Below are 17,956 nucleotides of genomic sequence, written 5' to 3' on the forward strand. Positions count from 1 at the left end.
CCTGAGAGCAAACAATGACCGAAGCGGAACGCATCTTACTGGATCTTCTGGATATCGAACGGCTTGAAGTCGATCTTTTCCGCGGCACAGGATCAGGTGGAGAAACACCAACCCGGATTTTCGGCGGTCAGGTCATTGCGCAGGCCTTGGCCGCGGCGTACAGAACCGTGGAAGACCGGTTGTGCCATTCCCTGCACGCCTATTTCATCCGACCCGGAGACCCAGATAAACCCGTTATTTATCAAGTTGATAGGGCGCGTGACGGGGGGTCGTTCACTACCCGCCGCGTCGTTGCCATTCAAAATGGCAAACAGATCCTGAACATGTCGGCATCCTTTCACGTTCAGGATGAAGGTTGGGATCATCAGCATCCGATGCCAACCGTGAATCCACCCCAGACATACCCATCCCGCTCCGAGCTTCGACAAGCATATGTAGATCGCGTGCCCGAAGGTTTTCGCGGTGAACTTCTGCGTGAACGCCCGATCGAAGTCCGGGAGGTGGATCATCTGGATCCGTTCAACCCCGAAGTGTCAGACGACCGCAACCAGACATGGTTTCGCATGGCGGCCGCCGCGTCTGCGGATGCGAAAACTCAACATCTTCTGTTGGCCTATGCGTCGGATATGAACCTCATGTCGTCGGGCTTGCGACCTCACGGGCTGAGTTGGTTTTCCGGAGAGTTCAACGGCGCCAGCCTGGACCATGCTCTGTGGTTTCATGCACCCGTTAAATTTCAGAACTGGCATCTGTATGTGATGGATTCTCCGTGGACAGGGCAGGGACGCAGCTTCAATCGTGGATCGATTTATTCAGAAGACGGAACCCTTGTCGCGTCGGTGGCTCAGGAAGGTCTTATGCGGAAGGCGCAGGGAAAACGTTAAATATCTGGCGTAAAGCGTTGATTAAACTTGCGCATTCCGCCCAGCCAGCGATCATAATCGGCCGCTTTGAGTTGCAGATAATCCAGAACCTGCGGATGTGGAAGAACAAGAAACCGTTCTTCCCGGATGGCTTGTACGCAGGCTTCAGCGACGTCTTCGGGCTCCAGCATTCCGTCGATCGATGCCACTGAAACCTCGTGTCCTTCAGTCATCTGCGACCGAACCGCCTGAGGACAAAGAACCGAGACCCGCAGACCTTTGGTGCCATATGTCAGCGACAGCCACTCGGCAAATCCGACCGCCGCGTGTTTCGTGACGCCGTATGGCGCCGCACCGGGTTGGTTCAGCAAACCCGCCGCAGAGGCCGTCGTCAAAATATAACCGCCGCCGCGACCGATCATGCGAGGCACCAGATGTCGCGCTGTCCACACGTGCGACATCACGTTGATTTTCCAAATTTTCTCCCATTGATCGTCCGGAACATCCAGACCGCCAAGCGTCAGGATGCCGGCATTTGCGCAGAACAGATCAATTGGGCCGACAGTGTTTTCGGTGTAATCAATCAACGCCTTGATCTGATCCTCATCCGAGACGTCACATGTGAAGGCAACGCCGCCAGTTTGGGTTGCGACTTCACGGGCTCCGGCTGCGTCAATATCCGAACAGATGACGCGCGCACCTTCCTGAGCAAAGCGTTCCGCCAAACCCCGGCCAATGCCATCTGCGGCTCCGGTCACGATGACAGTTCTATCTCTGAGCTCCATAGCGCATCCCAAAACAAATCTTGTGTGTCCTGGTCAACGTGTTCACTTTGCGGTCAAGTTACAAGCGGACATTATTCACCATAATACCAATTATGCGTCCATTAGGTGAGCATGGTGGATTCACATCCGAAGTGCGACCCCTGTTTAAGTTCACATGGTTTGCACGTTACAAGCCCACACCAAATAGCTACCCCAACGCGTATCCTGCGCCGCGGACGGTTCGCACTGGATCGGTTCCGCCATATTGCGTCAGAGCTTTGCGCAGACGTCCGATATGCACATCGACCGTTCGAGTATCGACATAGATGTCGCGGCCCCAAACCCGGTCCAGCAATTGCTCGCGGCTCCAGACCCTGCCCGGCTTTTCCATGAACGTGCTGAGAAGCCGGAACTCGGTCGGCCCGAGCTTGAGTGGTTTGTTGTCCCGGCTGACTTTGTGCGTCTCGGAATCAAGAATAATGTCATCGAATTCCAGGCGCAAACCAACTGTCGAAGGACGGACGCGGCGCAATTGCGTGCGCACGCGCGCCATCAGCTCGACAACGGAGTATGGCTTGACCACGTAGTCATCCGCCCCGGTTTCAAGACCGCGAACCTTGTCCACTTCCTCGGACCGGGCCGACAGCATGATTATCGGGATTGAACGCGTGTCCGGGCGGCTTTTCAGACGACGACAGACCTCGATACCGCTCAGATTGGGCATCATCCAGTCCAGGACGATGATGTCCGGACTGTCTTCATCCACCAACAACATGGCTTCTTCACCGTTGGCAGCCTTTGAAACCCGAAATCCTTCTGCTTCAAGATTGTAGGCCAGAACTTCGCGCTGAGCCATTTCATCCTCTACAACCAGAACGGTAGGCTGATCTGCGGACATCTCGCTCGCCTCCTACACGGTTTGCGACGTGTTGTCGGCCTTGGGCCGAGCCTCGGTCGGGCGGTCGCCGGTGACCAGGTACACAACCTGTTCGGCGATCGAGGTTACGTGATCGCCCATGCGTTCGATATTCTTGGCGATGAAATGCAGGTGCATGCAGGCCGAAATATTGCGCGGGTCTTCGGCCATGAAGGTCAGAAATTCCCGGAACAGGCCGTTATACATCTGGTCAACTTCTTCATCGCGGTTGATGACGTCTGTGGCCAGTTCCGCATCGCGCTGAATATAGGCATCCAGCGCATCACGCAGCATCCGTTCGACCTCGCGTGCCATCCGGCGCAAGGCCGCAGCGCTTCCGGAGATCTCGCTGGCATTGACCAGAACCGTGGTTCGTTTGGCGATATTCTTGGCATAGTCGCCAATGCGCTCAAGGTTGCCAGATACCTTCAGAACCGACAGGATCAGCCGCAAGTCACCGGCCGTGGGTGCACGCAGCGCAATCAACCTGGCGGTTTCTTCATTGATCAGTTCTTCAAGCGCGTCGATGGCTTTGTCGCCTTTTCGCACCTCTTGCGCCAACTCTTCATCGCGGGTTTCCAGCGAGCGGGCCGCACCTATGATGGCGGCCTCGACCAGCCCGCCCATCTTCATGATATGCGCTTGGATCGCCTCGAGGTCGCGGTCAAAAGCAGTTGCAATATGTTGTTCGCTCATTGTCAGATACCTGTGCTTAGCCGATGCGGCCGGTAATGTAGCTTTCCGTGCGCGGATCTATCGGATTGGTAAAAATCTGCCCGGTTTCACCGAATTCAACCAGATTGCCCAAGTGGAAAAAGGCCGTTTTCTGACTGACCCGCGCCGCCTGCTGCATCGAGTGGGTGACGATCACAACGGAAAACCGCGACCTCAGTTCATCGATCAACTCTTCGACCTGTGCTGTCGCAATCGGGTCAAGGGCCGAGCACGGCTCGTCCATCAACAGAACTTCGGGTTCGGTGGCGACGGCCCGGGCGATGCACAAACGCTGTTGCTGGCCGCCGGACAGGCCGGTGCCAGGTGCATCCAGACGATCCTTGACCTCATCCCAGATTGCACCTCGGCGCAAGGATTTTTCTACTATTTCATCCAGTTCCGCCTTGTTGCGGGCCATGCCGTGAATGCGCGGGCCATAGGCCACGTTGTCGTAGATCGATTTCGGGAACGGGTTGGGTTTTTGGAACACCATCCCGACCTTGGCGCGCAACTGGACCGGATCGACACGCTTGTCATAGATATCTTCACCATCCAGCAGGATGTCGCCTTCGACGCGGCAGATATCGATGGTGTCGTTCATCCGGTTCAGGCAGCGCAGGAAGGTGGACTTGCCACAACCAGATGGCCCGATAAAGGCCGTGACGGTCTTGTCTTCGATCTCAACGCTCACGTCCTTGATGGCATGGGTCTCACCGTAGAAAACCTGTACGTTCTTGGCGTTGATCTTGATGTCTTTGGAGTCCACGGTTCTCTCCACTCGTGTCATGTCGTTCATTCCAGCCCCCATTTACCAGCGGCGTTCAAAGCGGCGGCGCAAGATGATTGCGATGATATTCATGGTCAGCAGGAACATCAAAAGTATGATGATCCCACCCCACGCCTTCTCGTAAAAGCCCGCGTCAGCGCGTGCGGCCCATGTATAGATCTGGGCGGGCATGGCCGAGTTCGGCTCGGTAAAGCCTGCAAGAAAGCCGTCGGGATATCCGCGCGCGACAAATCCAACCATGCCGATCAGCAGGAGGGGCGCGGTTTCTCCCAAGGCTTGCGCCAGACCGATGATGGTACCTGTCAGAATGCCCGGCGCAGCCAGTGGCAGCACGTGGTGAAACACCGCCTGCATTTTCGACGCCCCTACCCCCAATGCCGCATCGCGGATCGACGGAGGCACGGCCTTCAAAGACGCACGGGTCGAGATGATGATCGTCGGAAGCGTCATCAGGGTCAGAACCAGACCGCCGACCAGCGGTGCCGATTGCGGCAGGTGCATGAACTGAATGAAAACGGCCAGGCCCAGAATGCCGAAGACGATGGACGGAACCGCGGCCAGGTTCGAAATGTTCACTTCGATCAGGTCAGTCAGCTTGTTCTGCGGCGCAAATTCTTCGAGGTAGATCGAAGCTGCAACGCCAATCGGAAGCGACAGACACAGAACGACCAGCATCATGAAGAATGAACCCACAACCGAGACACCGATACCTGCGCCGCCGGGGTTGTCCACGCCTGCGTCCGCGCCGGTGATGAAGGGCCAGTTGAATGCCTGCCTGATGATGCCTGCCTGTTCCAGCGCATCGACCAGATCCAGATCGCTTTTTTGCAGAAACCGGCTGTCCTGTATCGTGTCGCGGGATACGCGGCCTTTGAAATACCCGTCCACCCGGCTGGATGCCGCCAGATCGAAACTGACCGCCTCACCCAGCTTGTCTGGATTTTCGGTATAGAAGGTCCGGATCGTCCCGCCGACTTTTCCCAAAAGACGCTCGATCGCGGCCTCATCAAAATCAACGCTGATTCCGCGTTCGGCAAGTTCACTGTTCAACTGGGCGACGAACAGGTTGGAATAGACTTTTGTCTTGAAAAGGGCCCCTTCGGCCTCGTCCCGCTGCGGTTCGGTCAGTGTGAAATCAATGCTGACGACCGTGCGTTGGAAGGCCGGAATCCCCTGCGACAGGATCGAAGCAAACAGAACAACCAGAAAGAACAGACCGGTTGCGATTGCGGCGATGCCATAAGCACGGAACCGTTTCTCGGCCTTGGCGCGTTTTTTCGTGCGTTCATCCGAAGCCGTAAGCGAGATCGTATGGCGACCGGATTGGGGGCTTTGCATACTGGTGTCGGTCATTCGTACTGCTCCCGGTACTTGCGCACGATATAAAGGGCACACACGTTGAGCCCCAAGGTGAGAATGAAAAGGGTCATGCCAAGTGCGAAGGCGACCAGCGCCTCGGGTGAGGCAAAGTCGGCGTCCCCCGTCAACTGGCTGACGATCTTGGCTGTCACGGTTGTCATGGCTTCGAAAGGGTTCAGGCTGAGGCGGGCCGCGGCCCCTGCCCCGAGAACCACGATCATGGTCTCGCCGATGGCGCGCGATGCCGCCAGAAGGATCGCGCCGACGATACCGGGCAACGCGGCGGGCAGAACGACCTGACGGATGGTTTCGGATTGCGTGGCGCCAAGGCCATAAGAACCGTCGCGCATGGCCTGCGGCACCGCGTTGATGATGTCGTCAGACAGCGATGAGACAAACGGGATCAACATGATCCCCATCACCAGGCCCGCAGTCATGACGGCAGTGCCCGCTTTCATCCAGCCCAGGCCACTTTCACCAAATACGTCCAACAGCAGCGGGCCAACGGTCAACAAGGCGAAGAGACCGTAAACGATGGTCGGAATCCCGGCCAGCACCTCAAGCAGCGGCTTGGCGACAGACCGCAAGCGGGACGAAGCGTATTCGCTGAGATAGATCGCGGCGAACAATCCGATCGGCACTGCAACCAGCAGCGCCACGACAGAGATGTAGAGCGTCCCCCACAGCAGCGGCAAGATACCGAGTTCGGACAACCCGCCGCGGCCCGAAAAGCTGGGTGCCCAAGTCATGCCGAAAAAGAAATCTGACGCCGGGTACAGTTTGAAGAATTCCCAGGTGTTGAACACAAGGGACAGGACAATGCCCACCGTTGTTAGAATGGCAACCGACGCGGCCGCCAGAAGCAGGACACGAACCCCCTGTTCCACAACGTTGCGCGCACGGTATTCGGCGTTGGTTTGCAACCAGCCCGCTACGGCACCGATCAAGGCAACCGCGACAACGGCAACGGACATGATTGCGTACCCGGTCGAACTCATGGCGCGATAGCTCTGCGCAGCGCGCAGTACCGGTTGAGTGATGTCCGAGGTCACCACCTGCCCCGCGTCCTTCAAAAGCTGGGTGATCTCGGCGACATTTGCATCGGCATCACTGGCGGCGTTCTGGGTCAGAGTGCCTTGCGCAACCGCGTTGTCCAGCCCGGCGGCGGTGCGGCGTATTTCGGCCATCACCAGGCTGCGGGAGGAACCTTCCTTTATCACGGAGTCCGGTATCATGTCCGACACCTGCGCATTGAGGAAGAAAGGCTGCGCCAACAGCCATACAATCAAGAGACCGAAGGCCGGCACAAGTGTCTTCAGTGCAACGTTTGCACCGTAAAAAGATGGCAGGGAATGCAGGTTCCGACTGTCACCCCCTGCGTTTTGCAGTGCGCGCGTACGTCCCAACAGATAGCCGACAGCCGCGATCGCCGAAACGATCAGAAAGAGCCAAAGTATCGGCATGACACCCCCATTGCCTTCGATTGCGAGTAGTAAAAAGACAGTGAAGGGGCGACTGATCCGTCGCCCCCATTTGCGTTACACTGACGTCAGGCTCAGCTGCCCGAACCCATGGTGACTTCGTTGGCGATTGCGTCCTGAGTTTTTGCCAGCTCAGGATCGGCGACCAGGCCATAGTTGGCAAGCGGGCCCGACGGACCGGCGATTTCGTCATGGGTGAAGAACTGCGCGTATTCCTTCAAACCGGGGATTACGCCGATATGAGCTTTCTTCACGTAGAAGAACAGCGGGCGGGAAACCGGATATTCGCCGGTCGAGATCGTTTCGGTCGACGGTGCGACACCCGACATGGTGGCAACCTTCAACTTGTCGGTGTTGTTCTCGTAGAACGCCAGACCAAACACGCCGATACCGTTGGGGTTGGTGTCGATACGCGCCAGGGTTTCGGTATAGTCACCGTCGATATCGACCGATTTGCCATCGGTGCGAACCGCCAGACAGGCATCTTCGGCATCGTCTTCGCTCATGCCGCCAGCAATCATGGCTTCCATGGCGCCGGTTTCTTCACAACCGATCAGCAGAACTTTTTCTTCGAACACTTCGCGGGTGCCGTGCTTGGTGCCCGGGATGAAGCCAGCGATTTCAACATCGGGCAGGTCCGGGTTGAACTCGGCCCAGGTGTTGTACGGGTTGTCAACGATCTGACCGTCTTTCAGAACTTTTGCGCCCAGAGCGTTGAAAATGTCGGACGGCTCGAACGCGGTGAAGTCAGGCCCGGTCTGCTGGCTTGCGAATACGATGCCGTCATAACCGATGCGGATTTCCATGATGTCGGTCACACCGTTTTCGGCGCAGGCTTTGATCTCTTTTTCACGGATCGCGCGCGACGCGTTTGCAACGTCGATGGTGTTTTCGCCAACGCCTTCGCAGAAACGCTTCAGACCAGCCGACGACCCGCCGGATTCAACAACCGGAGTTGGAAAGTCTGTGTTTTCACCGAACAGTTCGGCTACGATCGAGGCATAAGGCAGAACGGTCGACGAACCGGCGATCTGAACGTTGTCACGCGCCGCAGCAGTGGTCGCCGAGACGGCAGCGATAGCCAGCGCAGATGCCGACAGTTTTACAAAGGACATTTCAGTCTCCCTGAAAAGGTATGCTTGATCACCACCATGATGATCCTGCGGGGACCCTTATGGCGCGTGCGTAAGCCTTTTGTGACACATGCGTAACGGTTTTATGACAGCAGGCGTTTTTTTGCGTTTTATTCAAAGAAACGCCAATGCCCCAAAGGGTCAGAATAAAAGCAGACTTGCATTCCAAGTTGTTTCAACGAGGTAAAACAACTGTAAAAACAGAGCCTTTTCCCAATTCGCTTTCGACGCGAAGTCTTCCACGATGGCGATTGACGATGTGCTTCACAATCGCAAGACCAAGCCCCGTTCCGCCCAGTTGCCGCGACCTGTGGCTGTCGGCGCGATAGAATCGCTCAGTCAGGCGCGGCAGGTGAACGGCATCTATGCCGGGCCCCTTGTCTATGAACTGGATTCGGACAGCCGGGCCGCGCATCGCCGGATCCCTGTCCACAGGCAAGACACGTACGGTGACGCTGCCGCCACTGGCGCCATATTTGATCCCGTTCTCGATGAGATTGGTGAAAACCTGTCGCAATTGATCACCGTCGCCGGTGACTGAAAGCGGACCGTTTTTCACGTCCAGCGACAGAACCACGCCAGCGTCTTCCGCAAGGGGCCGCAAAGAGTTTATCGTGGATTGAAGAAGACCGGTAAGCTCCAGCTGTTGCCTGGGTCGAACACGTTCTTCGCTTTCGACCCGGTTCAACGACAACAGATCCCCGACCAGACGATTCATCCTGTTGGCTTCATCGGCCATGATCTTGAGGAACCGATCCCGTGCCGCGGGGTCTTCGCGTGCCGGACCACGCAAGGTTTCAATGAAACCCATCAAGGCGGTCAACGGCGTGCGCAATTCATGACTGACATTGGCTACGAAATCCCGTCGCATCTGGCTGGCGTGTTCCAGATGGGTGGTATCCTGAAACGTGACCATGACGGCCCCTTCGGAAGCGACACCGTTCATGTATCTGCATTCGACTGTGTATGTTGTGTCCTGCGCGCCGTCATTGGACAGATGACGTGCTTTCTTTGCGCTTCTGCTTGTCAGGCTTTGCTCGATGGCGTCCAGAACCTGCGGCTGTCGCAATATGGTCGCAAAATGACGTCCAACAATGTTCTGGCCCAGAAGAGACGTTGCATCCGTGTTCGCCGCAATGATCCGTTCGGTCTGATCCACCATCAGCGCCGGCAACGGGATCGCAAGAACAATGTCCTCAAGAACGTCTTCGGTCATGGTTCAAAACCCACTCATTCCGCCGCGTCAAAGCGCAGGTTTCAGGGTTTCGCGGAATTTGCGCATGTTTTCCTGATAGTGCAGCGCACTGAAGGTGATCCTTTGGGCCGCGGCCTCATCCAGCTGGCGCACGACCTTACCCGGCGATCCCATGACAAGCGAATTGTCGGGAATTTCCTTGCCCTCGGTGATCAGGGCCCCTGCTCCGATCAGACAGTTCCGGCCGATCTTCGCGCCGTTCAGAACGATTGCGCCCATTCCGACCAAGGTGTTTTCGCCTATGGTGCAGCCATGCAGCATCACCTTGTGCCCGATGGTGCAGTTTCGACCAATCGTCAGGGGAAAACCGGCATCGATATGCATCACGCAGTTTTCCTGAACGTTGCTGCCCTCGCCGATCCGGATTTCTTCGTGATCCGCGCGAATCGTGCAGCCGAACCAGACCGAGGCCCCCTTCTCGAGCACAACCTTGCCAATCAGATTGGCATCCGGCGCGACCCAGGTGTCCTCGTGAATGTGCGGAGCGTGCTCGCCCAAAGCGTAAATGGTCATGACAGTCCCTCGAATTCTCTCTGCAACTTGCGGACGTGCTGTTGCAACCTGGGTTGCTGAATGCGGCGCATCCGTTCAGCGCTGACGATGGTTTTCAGCTTTTCTTCGGTTGCCTCGAGGTCATCGTTGATCAGGACGTAATCGTAATAGCCCCAGTGGCTGATTTCATCCCAGCTTTTGAGCATACGGCGGCCGATGACGTCATCACTGTCCTGTCCGCGCGTTTCCAGCCGGCGGCGCAGCTCGGGGATGGACGGCGGCAGAATGAAGATCGACAACGCGTGCTTGCCCAGATCCGAATTTCGGATCTGCACTTCACCCTGCCAGTCGACGTCGAACAGCACGTCCTTGCCGGCATTGATCGAATTTTTGACCGGCTCGGCAGGCGAGCCATAGAAGTTTCCGAATACATGGGCATGTTCCAGCATCTGCCCATCAGCGACCTGCTGTTTGAATTCGTCCTCGGACAGGAAGAAATACTCGCGCCCATGCTCTTCGCCGGGGCGCGGAGCCCGGGTCGTCGCCGAGATCGAGAATTTCAGATCCGTATCCCAGGCCATCAGCCGTCTGGCCAAGGTCGATTTGCCCGCTCCGGACGGAGAAGACAGGATGATTAGTAGGCCTCGGCGGTCCGCCATGTCAGTCGTTCCCATTCTTATTCCACATTCTGCACTTGCTCGCGCATCTGATCGATCACCGCTTTCAGTTCCAGCCCGACCGATGTCAGGTCCGAGCTTTGCGCCTTGGAACACAGCGTGTTGGCTTCGCGATTGAACTCCTGCATCAGGAAATCCAGCTTGCGGCCCACGGCCCCTTCCTGTGCCAACAACTCACGCGCGGCCCCTACATGCGCGGTCAGGCGGTCGATTTCTTCGGTGATATCCGCCTTGACCGCGATCATCGCCAGCTCTTGCGCGACACGATCAGGATCCGCGCCTTGCGTGTTCTCCAGCACCCGCGCGAGATTCTCACGCAGCCCCTCGGTCATCTCGTCCTTGCGTTGCTCGGCAATGGCCGCGGCTTGCGTCGTCAGTTCCGCGACCCGTCCCAGTTGCGTGTTCAAGACCACCGCCAAAGCTGCCCCTTCGGTTTTGCGCATATCTATGAACGCCGCCAGAAGATCTTTGAACTCGGACGTCAGATGAGCAACAAGCGGAGCCGGATCGTCGGCCTCGGTTCCTGCATCCATCATCCCCTTGAGCGCCAAAAGATCTGACGCACGCGACGGCGCAAGCGTGATGCCGCGCGCAGCTGCCAGCGCTTCCGTTCGTTCAAGAGCGGTCAGGGCCGCAGCCATCGCGGTTTCGTTCAAGGCCAGGTCCGGGGCAGAATCCTCGCGGTTCAAGCGCATCGACAGGGTCACGTTTCCCCGGCTCAGGGATTTGGACAGCGACGCCCGCAACGCGACTTCGAGACCGGTCAACCAGTCGGGCACGCGCAGTCGCATGTCCAGCCCTTTGCCGTTTACGCTGCGAAGTTCCCACGACCAGCTGTGCGGTCCGAAAGTTCCCTTCCCCGAGGCAAATCCGGTCATGGATCTGATCATGATGGCCCTTTCCTGTTCCCTTGCTGTTTCGAGCATGTGCCGCACCTAATGCTATTGACTGGTGCAGAGCAAGAGTTTGCTGAAGACGCATTTGTTTGGCGCAAGTTAACCATTCGTTAAAGAATTGCTCCAAAATTGAATTAACCCGAGTCAAACTGCCCATAGCAATGGTTTGCGGGCCGTGGATGCTTCCAATGTGTTGCATTTTATGAAAAAGGCGGCCAATTGACGTTAGGGTGATGAAAATGAAAACCTTTTTCGGGATAGGTTCCGGGTCAGAATTTGGAAAGATCGTCGCAATGGATCGCTTTGACAGTGGGCGCAGCCTATCGCCGATCCGCCAGGCCGAGGCGTATTGGATCGCGTTGTTGAGCGGTGACAGCGTACCAATGCGGTCTCAAATCGACCCGCGCGGTCTTGAGAATGTTCTTGAATATACTTTCATCCTGGAACGCATCGCACCCGGCCTGGCACGATTTCGTCTGGCAGGCAGCCATCTGAACGCACTAGCAGGGATGGAAGTGCGAGGGATGCCGTTGACCGCGTTCTTTCAACCGGATGCCCGTGCGCAGACCAAGGATGTTCTGGAGCAGGTATTTGCATCCCCCGCTGTTGCCGAATTGAGTCTGACCTCGGGCGGGGTGTTGGGACGTACCCGGATGCAGGCCCGGATGATCCTTTTGCCACTGAAAAGCGACCTTGGGGATGTCAGTCGTGTTTTGGGGGTCATGATCGCCGATGGCGCAATCGGCAAGACACCGCGCCGGTTTTCACTGGCCGATACGCGGATCAAACCGGTTTCTGAAATTCAGGTGCCCGCGCCCAATCTGCGCCGTCCTGTGGAAGGTTTTGCCGAGGAACAACGCGAATTCAAACGCTCTGCCGGCCATCTTCATCTGGTGGTGTCTCGCGACGATTGAAACACGTAAGATAGCCGTGAACAAAAAACAGCGGACCGATAGCCCGCTGTTGTCAGTGTTACAATTGCGCTTAGCTTACCGCGCGTTTCGAGCCGTTGCGGCGCAGGTTGGTCAGCTCTTCCGCCACCAGGAACGCAAGTTCCAGCGATTGCGACGCGTTCAAGCGCGGATCGCAGGCGGTGTGGTAGCGATCCGACAGATCCTCTTCGGTCACGGCGCGTACACCACCGGTACATTCGGTCACATCCAGGCCGGTCATTTCGAAATGCACGCCGCCGGGGATGGTGCCCTCGGCCTGATGCACACCAAAGAAGTCACGCACCTCGCGCAGAACTGAATCAAACGGGCGGGTTTTGTAACCCGTGGCCGATTTGATCGTGTTGCCGTGCATCGGGTCGCAGACCCAGGTCACCTTGGCGCCCTCTTCCTTGACCGCCTTGATCAGACGCGGCAGGTGCTCGCCCGCCTTGCCCGCGCCAAAGCGCGCGATCAGGGTCAGACGCCCCTCTTCGTTGTCGGGGTTCAGCTTGGACATCAGAACCTTCAGGTCTTCGGCCGTGGTGGTCGGGCCGCATTTCAGACCGATCGGGTTCAGAACCCCGCGGCAGAACTCGACATGCGCGCCATCGGGCTGACGGGTTCGGTCGCCGATCCAGATCATGTGACCAGAGCCGGCCAGCCAGTTGCCCGAGGTCGAATCCAGACGCGTCAGCGCCTCTTCATATTCCAGCAACAGCCCTTCGTGGCTGGTGTAGAATTCAACGGTCGAGAACTCATGGGTCGTTTCCGCAGTGATGCCAGCGGCTTCCATGAAGTCGATGGTGTCCTGAATACGGTCCGCTACCTCGGAGTATTTCTGAACGTCCTGTTCATCCGCAAAACCCAGAGTCCAGGCATGCACGCGGCTCATATCCGCGAATCCACCGGTTGAGAAAGCGCGCAGCAAGTTAAGTGTCGCCGCCGCTTGCGTATAGGCCTGCAACATCTTGTTGGGATTCGGAATCCTGGCTTCGGGTGTGAAGGCCAATTCGTTGATGATGTCGCCGCGGTAGCTGGGCAGTTCCACACCATCCACAACTTCGGTCGGGGCACTGCGTGGCTTGGCAAATTGTCCGGCCATACGACCGACCTTGACCACCGGCACCTTGGCGCCATAAGTCAGAACCATCGCCATTTGCAGCATCACCTTGAACGTGTCACGGATCGCATCAGCGCTGAATTGTTCAAAGCTTTCAGCGCAATCCCCGCCTTGCAGAAGGAAGGCCTCGCCGCGCCCGGCGGCACCCAGATGCTGTTTGAGACGCCGCGCCTCGCCGGCAAAGACCAGCGGGGGATACTTTGAAAGCTGAGCCTCGACCTTGGCCAGCGCGGCCGCGTCGGTATAATCTGGCATCTGAACCCGGGGCTTGTTGCGCCAGTTCGTTTTTTGCCATTCGGTCATAGCTTTGGTCTCCGCTGAAGTTTTCAGGTGGTCTCTATACAAAATGCAATGAAGAGTGACCATATCCCATTTGCGCCTCTTGACGACGTAAACAAGCTTTGATCATGGTGGCTGTCAAATCTGCTGCTGGATAATAAACTGACCAGCAGCGAAGCAAGGACATCTCGCCATGCAAGAGCAACGCCAAGTTGTCACGGTGGAAGACACTGCGGCCCCACCCCGGAATTTCGTTTTTGTCCTTTTGGACAAATTCTCGCTGCTGTCCTTTGCTTCGGCGCTTGACAGTCTGCGCATCGCCAACCGCATGGCGAACAGACAGCTTTATACCTGGAAGCTGATGGGAGAAGGCGGGGAAACGGTAACCTGCTCGGCCGGGACCGAGTTCAAGCTGGACAGTGATCTGGTAGAGCTACAGCGCGACGACGTCGTTTTGATCTGCGGTGGTGTGGACGTTCAGGCGGCCACCACCAAGCGCGTGCTGAACTGGCTGCGGCGCGAAGCCCGAAGGGGCTTGCGGATCGGGGGCCTCTGCACGGCGGCCTATACTCTGGCAAAGGCCGGGTTGCTGGACAACAAGAAAGCGACGATCCACTGGGAGAACTCTGACAGTTTCATCGAGGAATTCGATGAGGTCGAACTGACCAAAGCCGTCTTTCAGATCGATGGCAGCCGCATGACGACCGCGGGCGGCACCTCGTCGATCGACCTGATGCTCAAGCTGATTGCGGATGACTATGGCGAGGATCTGGCCAACGCGGTGGCGGATCAGATGATCTATTCCTCGATCCGAACCGACCAGGACACGCAGCGCCTGTCAACTCCGACCCGAATCGGTGTGCGGCATCCGAAGTTGAGCCAGGTTATCCTGATGATGGAAAAGAACATCGAAGAGCCGATCTCGCCCTCGATTCTGGCCAAGGACGTGGGTATGTCGACCCGCCAGTTGGAGCGTCTTTTCCGCCGGTACCTCAGCCGTTCCCCCAAGCGCTATTACATGGAGCTGCGCCTGCACAAGGCCCGGAACCTGCTGATGCAGACCGATATGAGCGTCATCAACGTGGCGCTGGCCTGTGGGTTCGCCTCGCCCAGCCATTTCTCGAAATGCTATCGGGCGCATTACAACACCACGCCCTATCGCGAGCGTGGTGCGCAGAGCGGACGGCTGTCGGTCTAAAGCCCAGCGTCAAAGCTCTTTGACGAAATAGTGCAAGTACGGTCGGAGCATGGGCTGATCTTTGTAGGTTGTTGTCTTGATCGGAGAGTCCAGTTCAACAAACCCAAGCTTGGGATACAAAGATCGCATTTCCACATTTGGGGTGAGTGTATCTGCGATTAACCGCTTCAGCCCCATGGCTCTGGCGGCTTTTTCTCGTGCTTGAATCAATGCGCGCCCCACTCCGGAGCCCCGAGCGTCTTCGGTTACAAATACACGTTTCAACTCGCCGGTATACTGATCAAACCGTTTCATCATTCCACACCCCACGATTTTGCCACCGCGGTTTCTTGCGACGATCAGGCATCCGTTCGGAGGCATGTAGTCATCCGTATTTGCCCAGAATTCCGCAAGTGCGCTTTGCGGTGCGGACGGATCCAATTCAAACCCCATATCCTGCATTCTTTGAGCGATAAGAGCATAATATTGCATCAAAATCTTATTCAGCTCGGTTCTTGGCGGGATACTTGTGCACAATTCAATGTCGAAATCACTCATTGATATCCCCTTAACCGTGTAACCTGTTGGACAGAGTGACTGCGACGATGGAAACGCGCAAATGGAATTGTAGAATCTGCTGGCATGCCTCGTATGTCACTGTTTCACAGACATCCTGTAAACCGCGCCCTGCCCGACTGAAATGAACCAGATCGCCCCATCCGGGGCCTGCACGATGTCACGGACCCGTTCGGTCTCGGGGCCCTTGATCTGCTCGACCTCGCGCAGCGGGTCTCCGGACAGCCGCGCGACATAGTCGAATTTCAGCGAGCCCACAAAAATGTCGCCCCGCCATTCAGGAAACATGTCGCCCGAATAGACCATCAACCCCGACGGCGCGATCGACGGGTCCCAATACAGGCGCGGCTGTTCCATGCCGGGCTTGCTGGTGCCTTCGCCGATCTTCTCTCCGGAATAATGTTTGCCGTACGAGATGACCGGCCAGCCGTAATTGGCGCCGGGTTTGACAAGGTTCACCTCGTCGCCGCCGCGCGCACCGTGTTCCGACACCCACAATTGGCCGCGCGTATCCAGATCGGCCCCCTGTGGGTTGCGGTGCCCATAGGACCAGATTTCAGGTCGGATCTCTGCCTGTCCGATGAAAGGATTGTCTGACGGCACCGAGCCGTCGCGGTTGATACGGATCACGGACCCTATGACGTTCGAGCGATCCTGCGCCTGCGGCCCATCCCCTCGATCTCCAATGGTTACAAAAAGCGTGCCGTCATTGGCTTCTACTACGCGAGAGCCGAAATGCCGCCCGCCTGATCCGCCGGGAGAAGCCTCGAAAATGACCCGCAGATTCGTCAGGCGCGTGCCGTTCTCGGACAGGCGTGCGACTGCGACAGCCGTGCCTGCGCCACCCTTTTGCGGTTTTGAAAAGGTCAGAAAAACCTCGCGGCTTTTATTGAAATCGCGCGGGATCGTGACGTCCAGCAATCCGCCCTGCCCCGAAGCTGCAACCTTGGGAGCCCCGGATACGGCATTCGCCTCTCCGTCCTGAACATACAGCAGGTTTCCGTCCCGTTCGGTGACAAGAAAACTGCCGTCTGGCAGGATGCCGACGGCCCAGGGCGTATCCAACCCGCCTGCCATTTCGGTGATTTCAGTATTCCCGACCGAGGTCGACAACACCTGTGCCAAGGCACTTTCGGTGCAAAAAGTGACGAACAGAATCGCGGCAGCTCTGAGCATGTTGATCCTTCTCCGGACAATCCAAGGCAAACCCTAACAAAACAGATAGATTTCCGATCGATAAAAACACGATTGCGTTAGGACTTTTCTTTTCCGGGCAGCTTGCCTAGGTTCGTGGCCAGAACGAACACGTTCACAATAGGGAGTAACCATATGAAAAAGCTGCTTACAGCAACTGCAGCATCCGCTTTGCTGGCCGGACCTGCGTTGGCCGAAGACATCACGCTTGGTGTTTTGTTCGGATTCACCGGCCCAATTGAATCGCTGGCACCTGCAATGGGTTCGGGCGCTGAACTGGCGATGGCGGAAGTCACCGAATCCGGAAAACTGCTGGATGGATCCAAAGTGACCGCATCGCGCGCTGACACCGGCTGCATTGATAACGGTCTGGCGACTTCGAACGGCGAACGCATGATTGCGGACGGTGTTGCCGGCATCATCGGCGGCGATTGCTCGGGCGTGACCGGTGCGATCCTTCAGAATGTCGCGATTCCGAATGGCATGGTCATGATCTCGCCCTCGGCGACCTCGCCGGGCTTGTCGACCATGGAAGACAACGGCCTGTTCTTCCGCACCGCGCCGTCAGATGCGCGCGAAGGTCAGGTGATGGCGGATATCCTGAAAGATCGCGGCATCAACTCGATTGCTCTGACCTACACCAACAATGACTACGGCAAGGGTCTGGCGGACGCGATCCAAACCTCTTTCGAGGCAGCAGGTGGTGAAGTGACCATCGTTGCAGCGCACGAGGACGGCAAAGCCGACTACTCGGCCGAAGTTGGTGCTCTGGCCTCGGCCGGTGGCGACATTCTGGTTGTTGCGGGCTATCTGGATCAGGGCGGCCTGGGCATCATCCAGTCGGCGCTGGACAGCGGTGCGTTTGACACCTTTGGCCTGCCGGGCGGCATGATCGGTGACTCGCTGCCGGCCAATGTCGGCCCCGACCTGAACGGCTCGTTCGGTCAGATCGCCGGTTCGGGTGGTGAAGGCGCCGAGAAGTATTTCGCCATGGCCGAAGCCGCAGGCTTCGACGGTTCGTCGCCCTATTCGCCCGAATCCTATGACGCTGCGGCTTTGTTCATGCTGGCCATGCAGGCTGCCGGATCGACCAATCCGGCCGACTATGGCGGCAAGATCATGGACGTTGCCAACGCTCCGGGTGAAAAGATCTATCCCGGCGAACTGGCCAAGGGTCTGGAATTGCTGGCAAACGGTCAGGACATCGACTATGTCGGTGCGTCCGGTGTCGAACTGATCGGCCCCGGCGAAAGCGCTGGTTCCTATCGTGAGATCGAAGTGACCGACGGTGAAAACAAGACCGTCAACTTCCGTTGATTGATCTTCAAAGGCTATGAATGA

18 protein-coding genes are annotated in these 17,956 nt (G+C 57.3%); 4 read left to right on the plus strand and 14 right to left on the minus strand.

Translation table 11 applies throughout. From position 1 onward, the window contains the following. The first annotated feature begins 14 nt into the window (after positions 1–14). Positions 15–884 (plus strand): acyl-CoA thioesterase, encoded by an 870-nt coding sequence (locus AC2FF8_RS00680; RefSeq protein ID WP_257600729.1) that lies wholly within the window; start codon positions 15–17, stop codon positions 882–884. Here AC2FF8_RS00680 and AC2FF8_RS00685 read toward each other — a convergent pair. The 11 genes from AC2FF8_RS00685 to AC2FF8_RS00735 all read right to left on the minus strand — a co-directional run bounded on the left by AC2FF8_RS00685 (position 881) and on the right by AC2FF8_RS00735 (position 11,331). Beyond that, positions 881–1,648 (minus strand): SDR family oxidoreductase, encoded by a 768-nt coding sequence (locus AC2FF8_RS00685; RefSeq protein WP_496878673.1) that lies wholly within the window; start codon positions 1,646–1,648, stop codon positions 881–883. The genes AC2FF8_RS00680 and AC2FF8_RS00685 overlap by 4 nt on opposite strands. Positions 1,649–1,835: 187 nt before the next feature. Further along, positions 1,836–2,525 carry a phosphate regulon transcriptional regulator PhoB gene (phoB, locus tag AC2FF8_RS00690; RefSeq protein ID WP_170344290.1) on the minus strand — a complete coding sequence of 230 codons (690 nt, stop codon included), beginning with the start codon at positions 2,523–2,525 and terminating at the stop codon, positions 1,836–1,838. Positions 2,526–2,537: 12 nt separating this feature from the next. Further along, positions 2,538–3,239, minus strand: a complete 702-nt coding sequence (gene phoU, locus AC2FF8_RS00695; RefSeq protein WP_170344289.1) for a phosphate signaling complex protein PhoU — start codon at positions 3,237–3,239, stop codon at positions 2,538–2,540. 16 nt (positions 3,240–3,255) lie between these two features. Continuing rightward, on the minus strand, positions 3,256–4,053 hold the full coding sequence (pstB, locus tag AC2FF8_RS00700) for a phosphate ABC transporter ATP-binding protein PstB (RefSeq protein ID WP_152457980.1): 798 nt from the start codon (positions 4,051–4,053) through the stop codon (positions 3,256–3,258). Positions 4,054–4,065: 12 nt separating this feature from the next. Further along, complete coding sequence (gene pstA, locus AC2FF8_RS00705; protein WP_425078259.1) at positions 4,066–5,397, minus strand: phosphate ABC transporter permease PstA; 1,332 nt, start codon at positions 5,395–5,397, stop codon at positions 4,066–4,068. Next, positions 5,394–6,866 (minus strand): phosphate ABC transporter permease subunit PstC, encoded by a 1,473-nt coding sequence (gene pstC, locus AC2FF8_RS00710; RefSeq protein ID WP_496878674.1) that lies wholly within the window; start codon positions 6,864–6,866, stop codon positions 5,394–5,396. The genes pstA and pstC overlap by 4 nt, the downstream gene beginning before the upstream one ends. 92 nt (positions 6,867–6,958) lie before the next feature. After that, positions 6,959–7,999, minus strand: a complete 1,041-nt coding sequence (locus tag AC2FF8_RS00715; protein ID WP_496878675.1) for a substrate-binding domain-containing protein — start codon at positions 7,997–7,999, stop codon at positions 6,959–6,961. Positions 8,000–8,192: 193 nt separating this feature from the next. Beyond that, positions 8,193–9,233 (minus strand): sensor histidine kinase, encoded by a 1,041-nt coding sequence (locus tag AC2FF8_RS00720; RefSeq protein ID WP_496878676.1) that lies wholly within the window; start codon positions 9,231–9,233, stop codon positions 8,193–8,195. Between the two features lie 27 nt (positions 9,234–9,260). Further along, a complete protein-coding gene (locus AC2FF8_RS00725) occupies positions 9,261–9,785 on the minus strand; it encodes a gamma carbonic anhydrase family protein (RefSeq protein WP_496878677.1) in 525 nt (174 codons plus the stop codon). Beyond that, positions 9,782–10,423: a guanylate kinase gene (gene gmk / locus AC2FF8_RS00730; RefSeq protein WP_496878678.1), complete on the minus strand. Its 642-nt coding sequence runs from the start codon at positions 10,421–10,423 to the stop codon at positions 9,782–9,784. Before gmk ends, AC2FF8_RS00725 begins: the two co-directional genes overlap by 4 nt. 17 nt (positions 10,424–10,440) lie before the next feature. Further along, positions 10,441–11,331, minus strand: coding sequence for a YicC/YloC family endoribonuclease (locus AC2FF8_RS00735; protein ID WP_496878679.1), 891 nt, complete (start codon positions 11,329–11,331; stop codon positions 10,441–10,443). Between the two features lie 245 nt (positions 11,332–11,576). Here AC2FF8_RS00735 and AC2FF8_RS00740 point away from each other — a divergent pair, with 245 nt between their 5' ends. Beyond that, positions 11,577–12,251 carry a PAS domain-containing protein gene (locus AC2FF8_RS00740; RefSeq protein ID WP_496878680.1) on the plus strand — a complete coding sequence of 225 codons (675 nt, stop codon included), beginning with the start codon at positions 11,577–11,579 and terminating at the stop codon, positions 12,249–12,251. A gap of 70 nt (positions 12,252–12,321) precedes the next feature. Here AC2FF8_RS00740 and AC2FF8_RS00745 read toward each other — a convergent pair whose 3' ends face one another. Continuing rightward, the gene (locus AC2FF8_RS00745; protein WP_496878681.1) at positions 12,322–13,692 is read right to left on the minus strand and encodes a class II 3-deoxy-7-phosphoheptulonate synthase; all 1,371 of its coding nucleotides are present in this window, start codon (positions 13,690–13,692) and stop codon (positions 12,322–12,324) included. Positions 13,693–13,861: 169 nt separating this feature from the next. Here AC2FF8_RS00745 and AC2FF8_RS00750 point away from each other — a divergent pair, with 169 nt between their 5' ends. Next, positions 13,862–14,866: a GlxA family transcriptional regulator gene (locus AC2FF8_RS00750; RefSeq protein WP_170344270.1), complete on the plus strand. Its 1,005-nt coding sequence runs from the start codon at positions 13,862–13,864 to the stop codon at positions 14,864–14,866. A 9-nt stretch (positions 14,867–14,875) separates the two neighbouring features. Here AC2FF8_RS00750 and AC2FF8_RS00755 read toward each other — a convergent pair whose 3' ends face one another. Together AC2FF8_RS00755 and AC2FF8_RS00760 are read right to left on the minus strand one after the other, a co-directional pair. Then, positions 14,876–15,403 (minus strand): GNAT family N-acetyltransferase, encoded by a 528-nt coding sequence (locus AC2FF8_RS00755; protein ID WP_496878682.1) that lies wholly within the window; start codon positions 15,401–15,403, stop codon positions 14,876–14,878. A 96-nt stretch (positions 15,404–15,499) separates the two neighbouring features. Continuing rightward, the gene (locus tag AC2FF8_RS00760) at positions 15,500–16,597 is read right to left on the minus strand and encodes a PQQ-dependent sugar dehydrogenase (RefSeq protein WP_496878683.1); all 1,098 of its coding nucleotides are present in this window, start codon (positions 16,595–16,597) and stop codon (positions 15,500–15,502) included. A 153-nt stretch (positions 16,598–16,750) separates the two neighbouring features. On the opposite strand from AC2FF8_RS00760, the gene AC2FF8_RS00765 reads away from it, so the two are divergent. Further along, positions 16,751–17,932: an ABC transporter substrate-binding protein gene (locus AC2FF8_RS00765; RefSeq protein WP_152457993.1), complete on the plus strand. Its 1,182-nt coding sequence runs from the start codon at positions 16,751–16,753 to the stop codon at positions 17,930–17,932. Positions 17,933–17,956: the final 24 nt, after the last annotated feature.

This window comes from Ruegeria sp. YTSA144 (assembly GCF_059610125.1).

Excerpts from the sequence above, each read along its gene's own strand:
- AC2FF8_RS00720 (WP_496878676.1), bottom strand. The coding sequence starts at position 9,233 with ATGACCGAAGACGTTCTTGAGGACATTGTTCTTGCGATCCCGTTGCCG.
- pstB (WP_152457980.1), bottom strand. The coding sequence starts at position 4,053 with ATGAACGACATGACACGAGTGGAGAGAACCGTGGACTCCAAAGACATC.
- AC2FF8_RS00685 (WP_496878673.1), bottom strand. The coding sequence starts at position 1,648 with ATGGAGCTCAGAGATAGAACTGTCATCGTGACCGGAGCCGCAGATGGC.
- AC2FF8_RS00750 (WP_170344270.1), top strand. The coding sequence starts at position 13,862 with ATGCAAGAGCAACGCCAAGTTGTCACGGTGGAAGACACTGCGGCCCCA.
- phoU (WP_170344289.1), bottom strand. The coding sequence starts at position 3,239 with ATGAGCGAACAACATATTGCAACTGCTTTTGACCGCGACCTCGAGGCG.
- AC2FF8_RS00715 (WP_496878675.1), bottom strand. The coding sequence starts at position 7,999 with ATGTCCTTTGTAAAACTGTCGGCATCTGCGCTGGCTATCGCTGCCGTC.
- AC2FF8_RS00755 (WP_496878682.1), bottom strand. The coding sequence starts at position 15,403 with ATGAGTGATTTCGACATTGAATTGTGCACAAGTATCCCGCCAAGAACC.
- AC2FF8_RS00740 (WP_496878680.1), top strand. The coding sequence starts at position 11,577 with ATGAAAACCTTTTTCGGGATAGGTTCCGGGTCAGAATTTGGAAAGATC.
- AC2FF8_RS00735 (WP_496878679.1), bottom strand. The coding sequence starts at position 11,331 with ATGATCAGATCCATGACCGGATTTGCCTCGGGGAAGGGAACTTTCGGA.
- gmk (WP_496878678.1), bottom strand. The coding sequence starts at position 10,423 with ATGGCGGACCGCCGAGGCCTACTAATCATCCTGTCTTCTCCGTCCGGA.
- AC2FF8_RS00725 (WP_496878677.1), bottom strand. The coding sequence starts at position 9,785 with ATGACCATTTACGCTTTGGGCGAGCACGCTCCGCACATTCACGAGGAC.
- pstA (WP_425078259.1), bottom strand. The coding sequence starts at position 5,397 with ATGACCGACACCAGTATGCAAAGCCCCCAATCCGGTCGCCATACGATC.
- pstC (WP_496878674.1), bottom strand. The coding sequence starts at position 6,866 with ATGCCGATACTTTGGCTCTTTCTGATCGTTTCGGCGATCGCGGCTGTC.
- phoB (WP_170344290.1), bottom strand. The coding sequence starts at position 2,525 with ATGTCCGCAGATCAGCCTACCGTTCTGGTTGTAGAGGATGAAATGGCT.
- AC2FF8_RS00760 (WP_496878683.1), bottom strand. The coding sequence starts at position 16,597 with ATGCTCAGAGCTGCCGCGATTCTGTTCGTCACTTTTTGCACCGAAAGT.
- AC2FF8_RS00680 (WP_257600729.1), top strand. The coding sequence starts at position 15 with ATGACCGAAGCGGAACGCATCTTACTGGATCTTCTGGATATCGAACGG.
- AC2FF8_RS00765 (WP_152457993.1), top strand. The coding sequence starts at position 16,751 with ATGAAAAAGCTGCTTACAGCAACTGCAGCATCCGCTTTGCTGGCCGGA.
- AC2FF8_RS00745 (WP_496878681.1), bottom strand. The coding sequence starts at position 13,692 with ATGACCGAATGGCAAAAAACGAACTGGCGCAACAAGCCCCGGGTTCAG.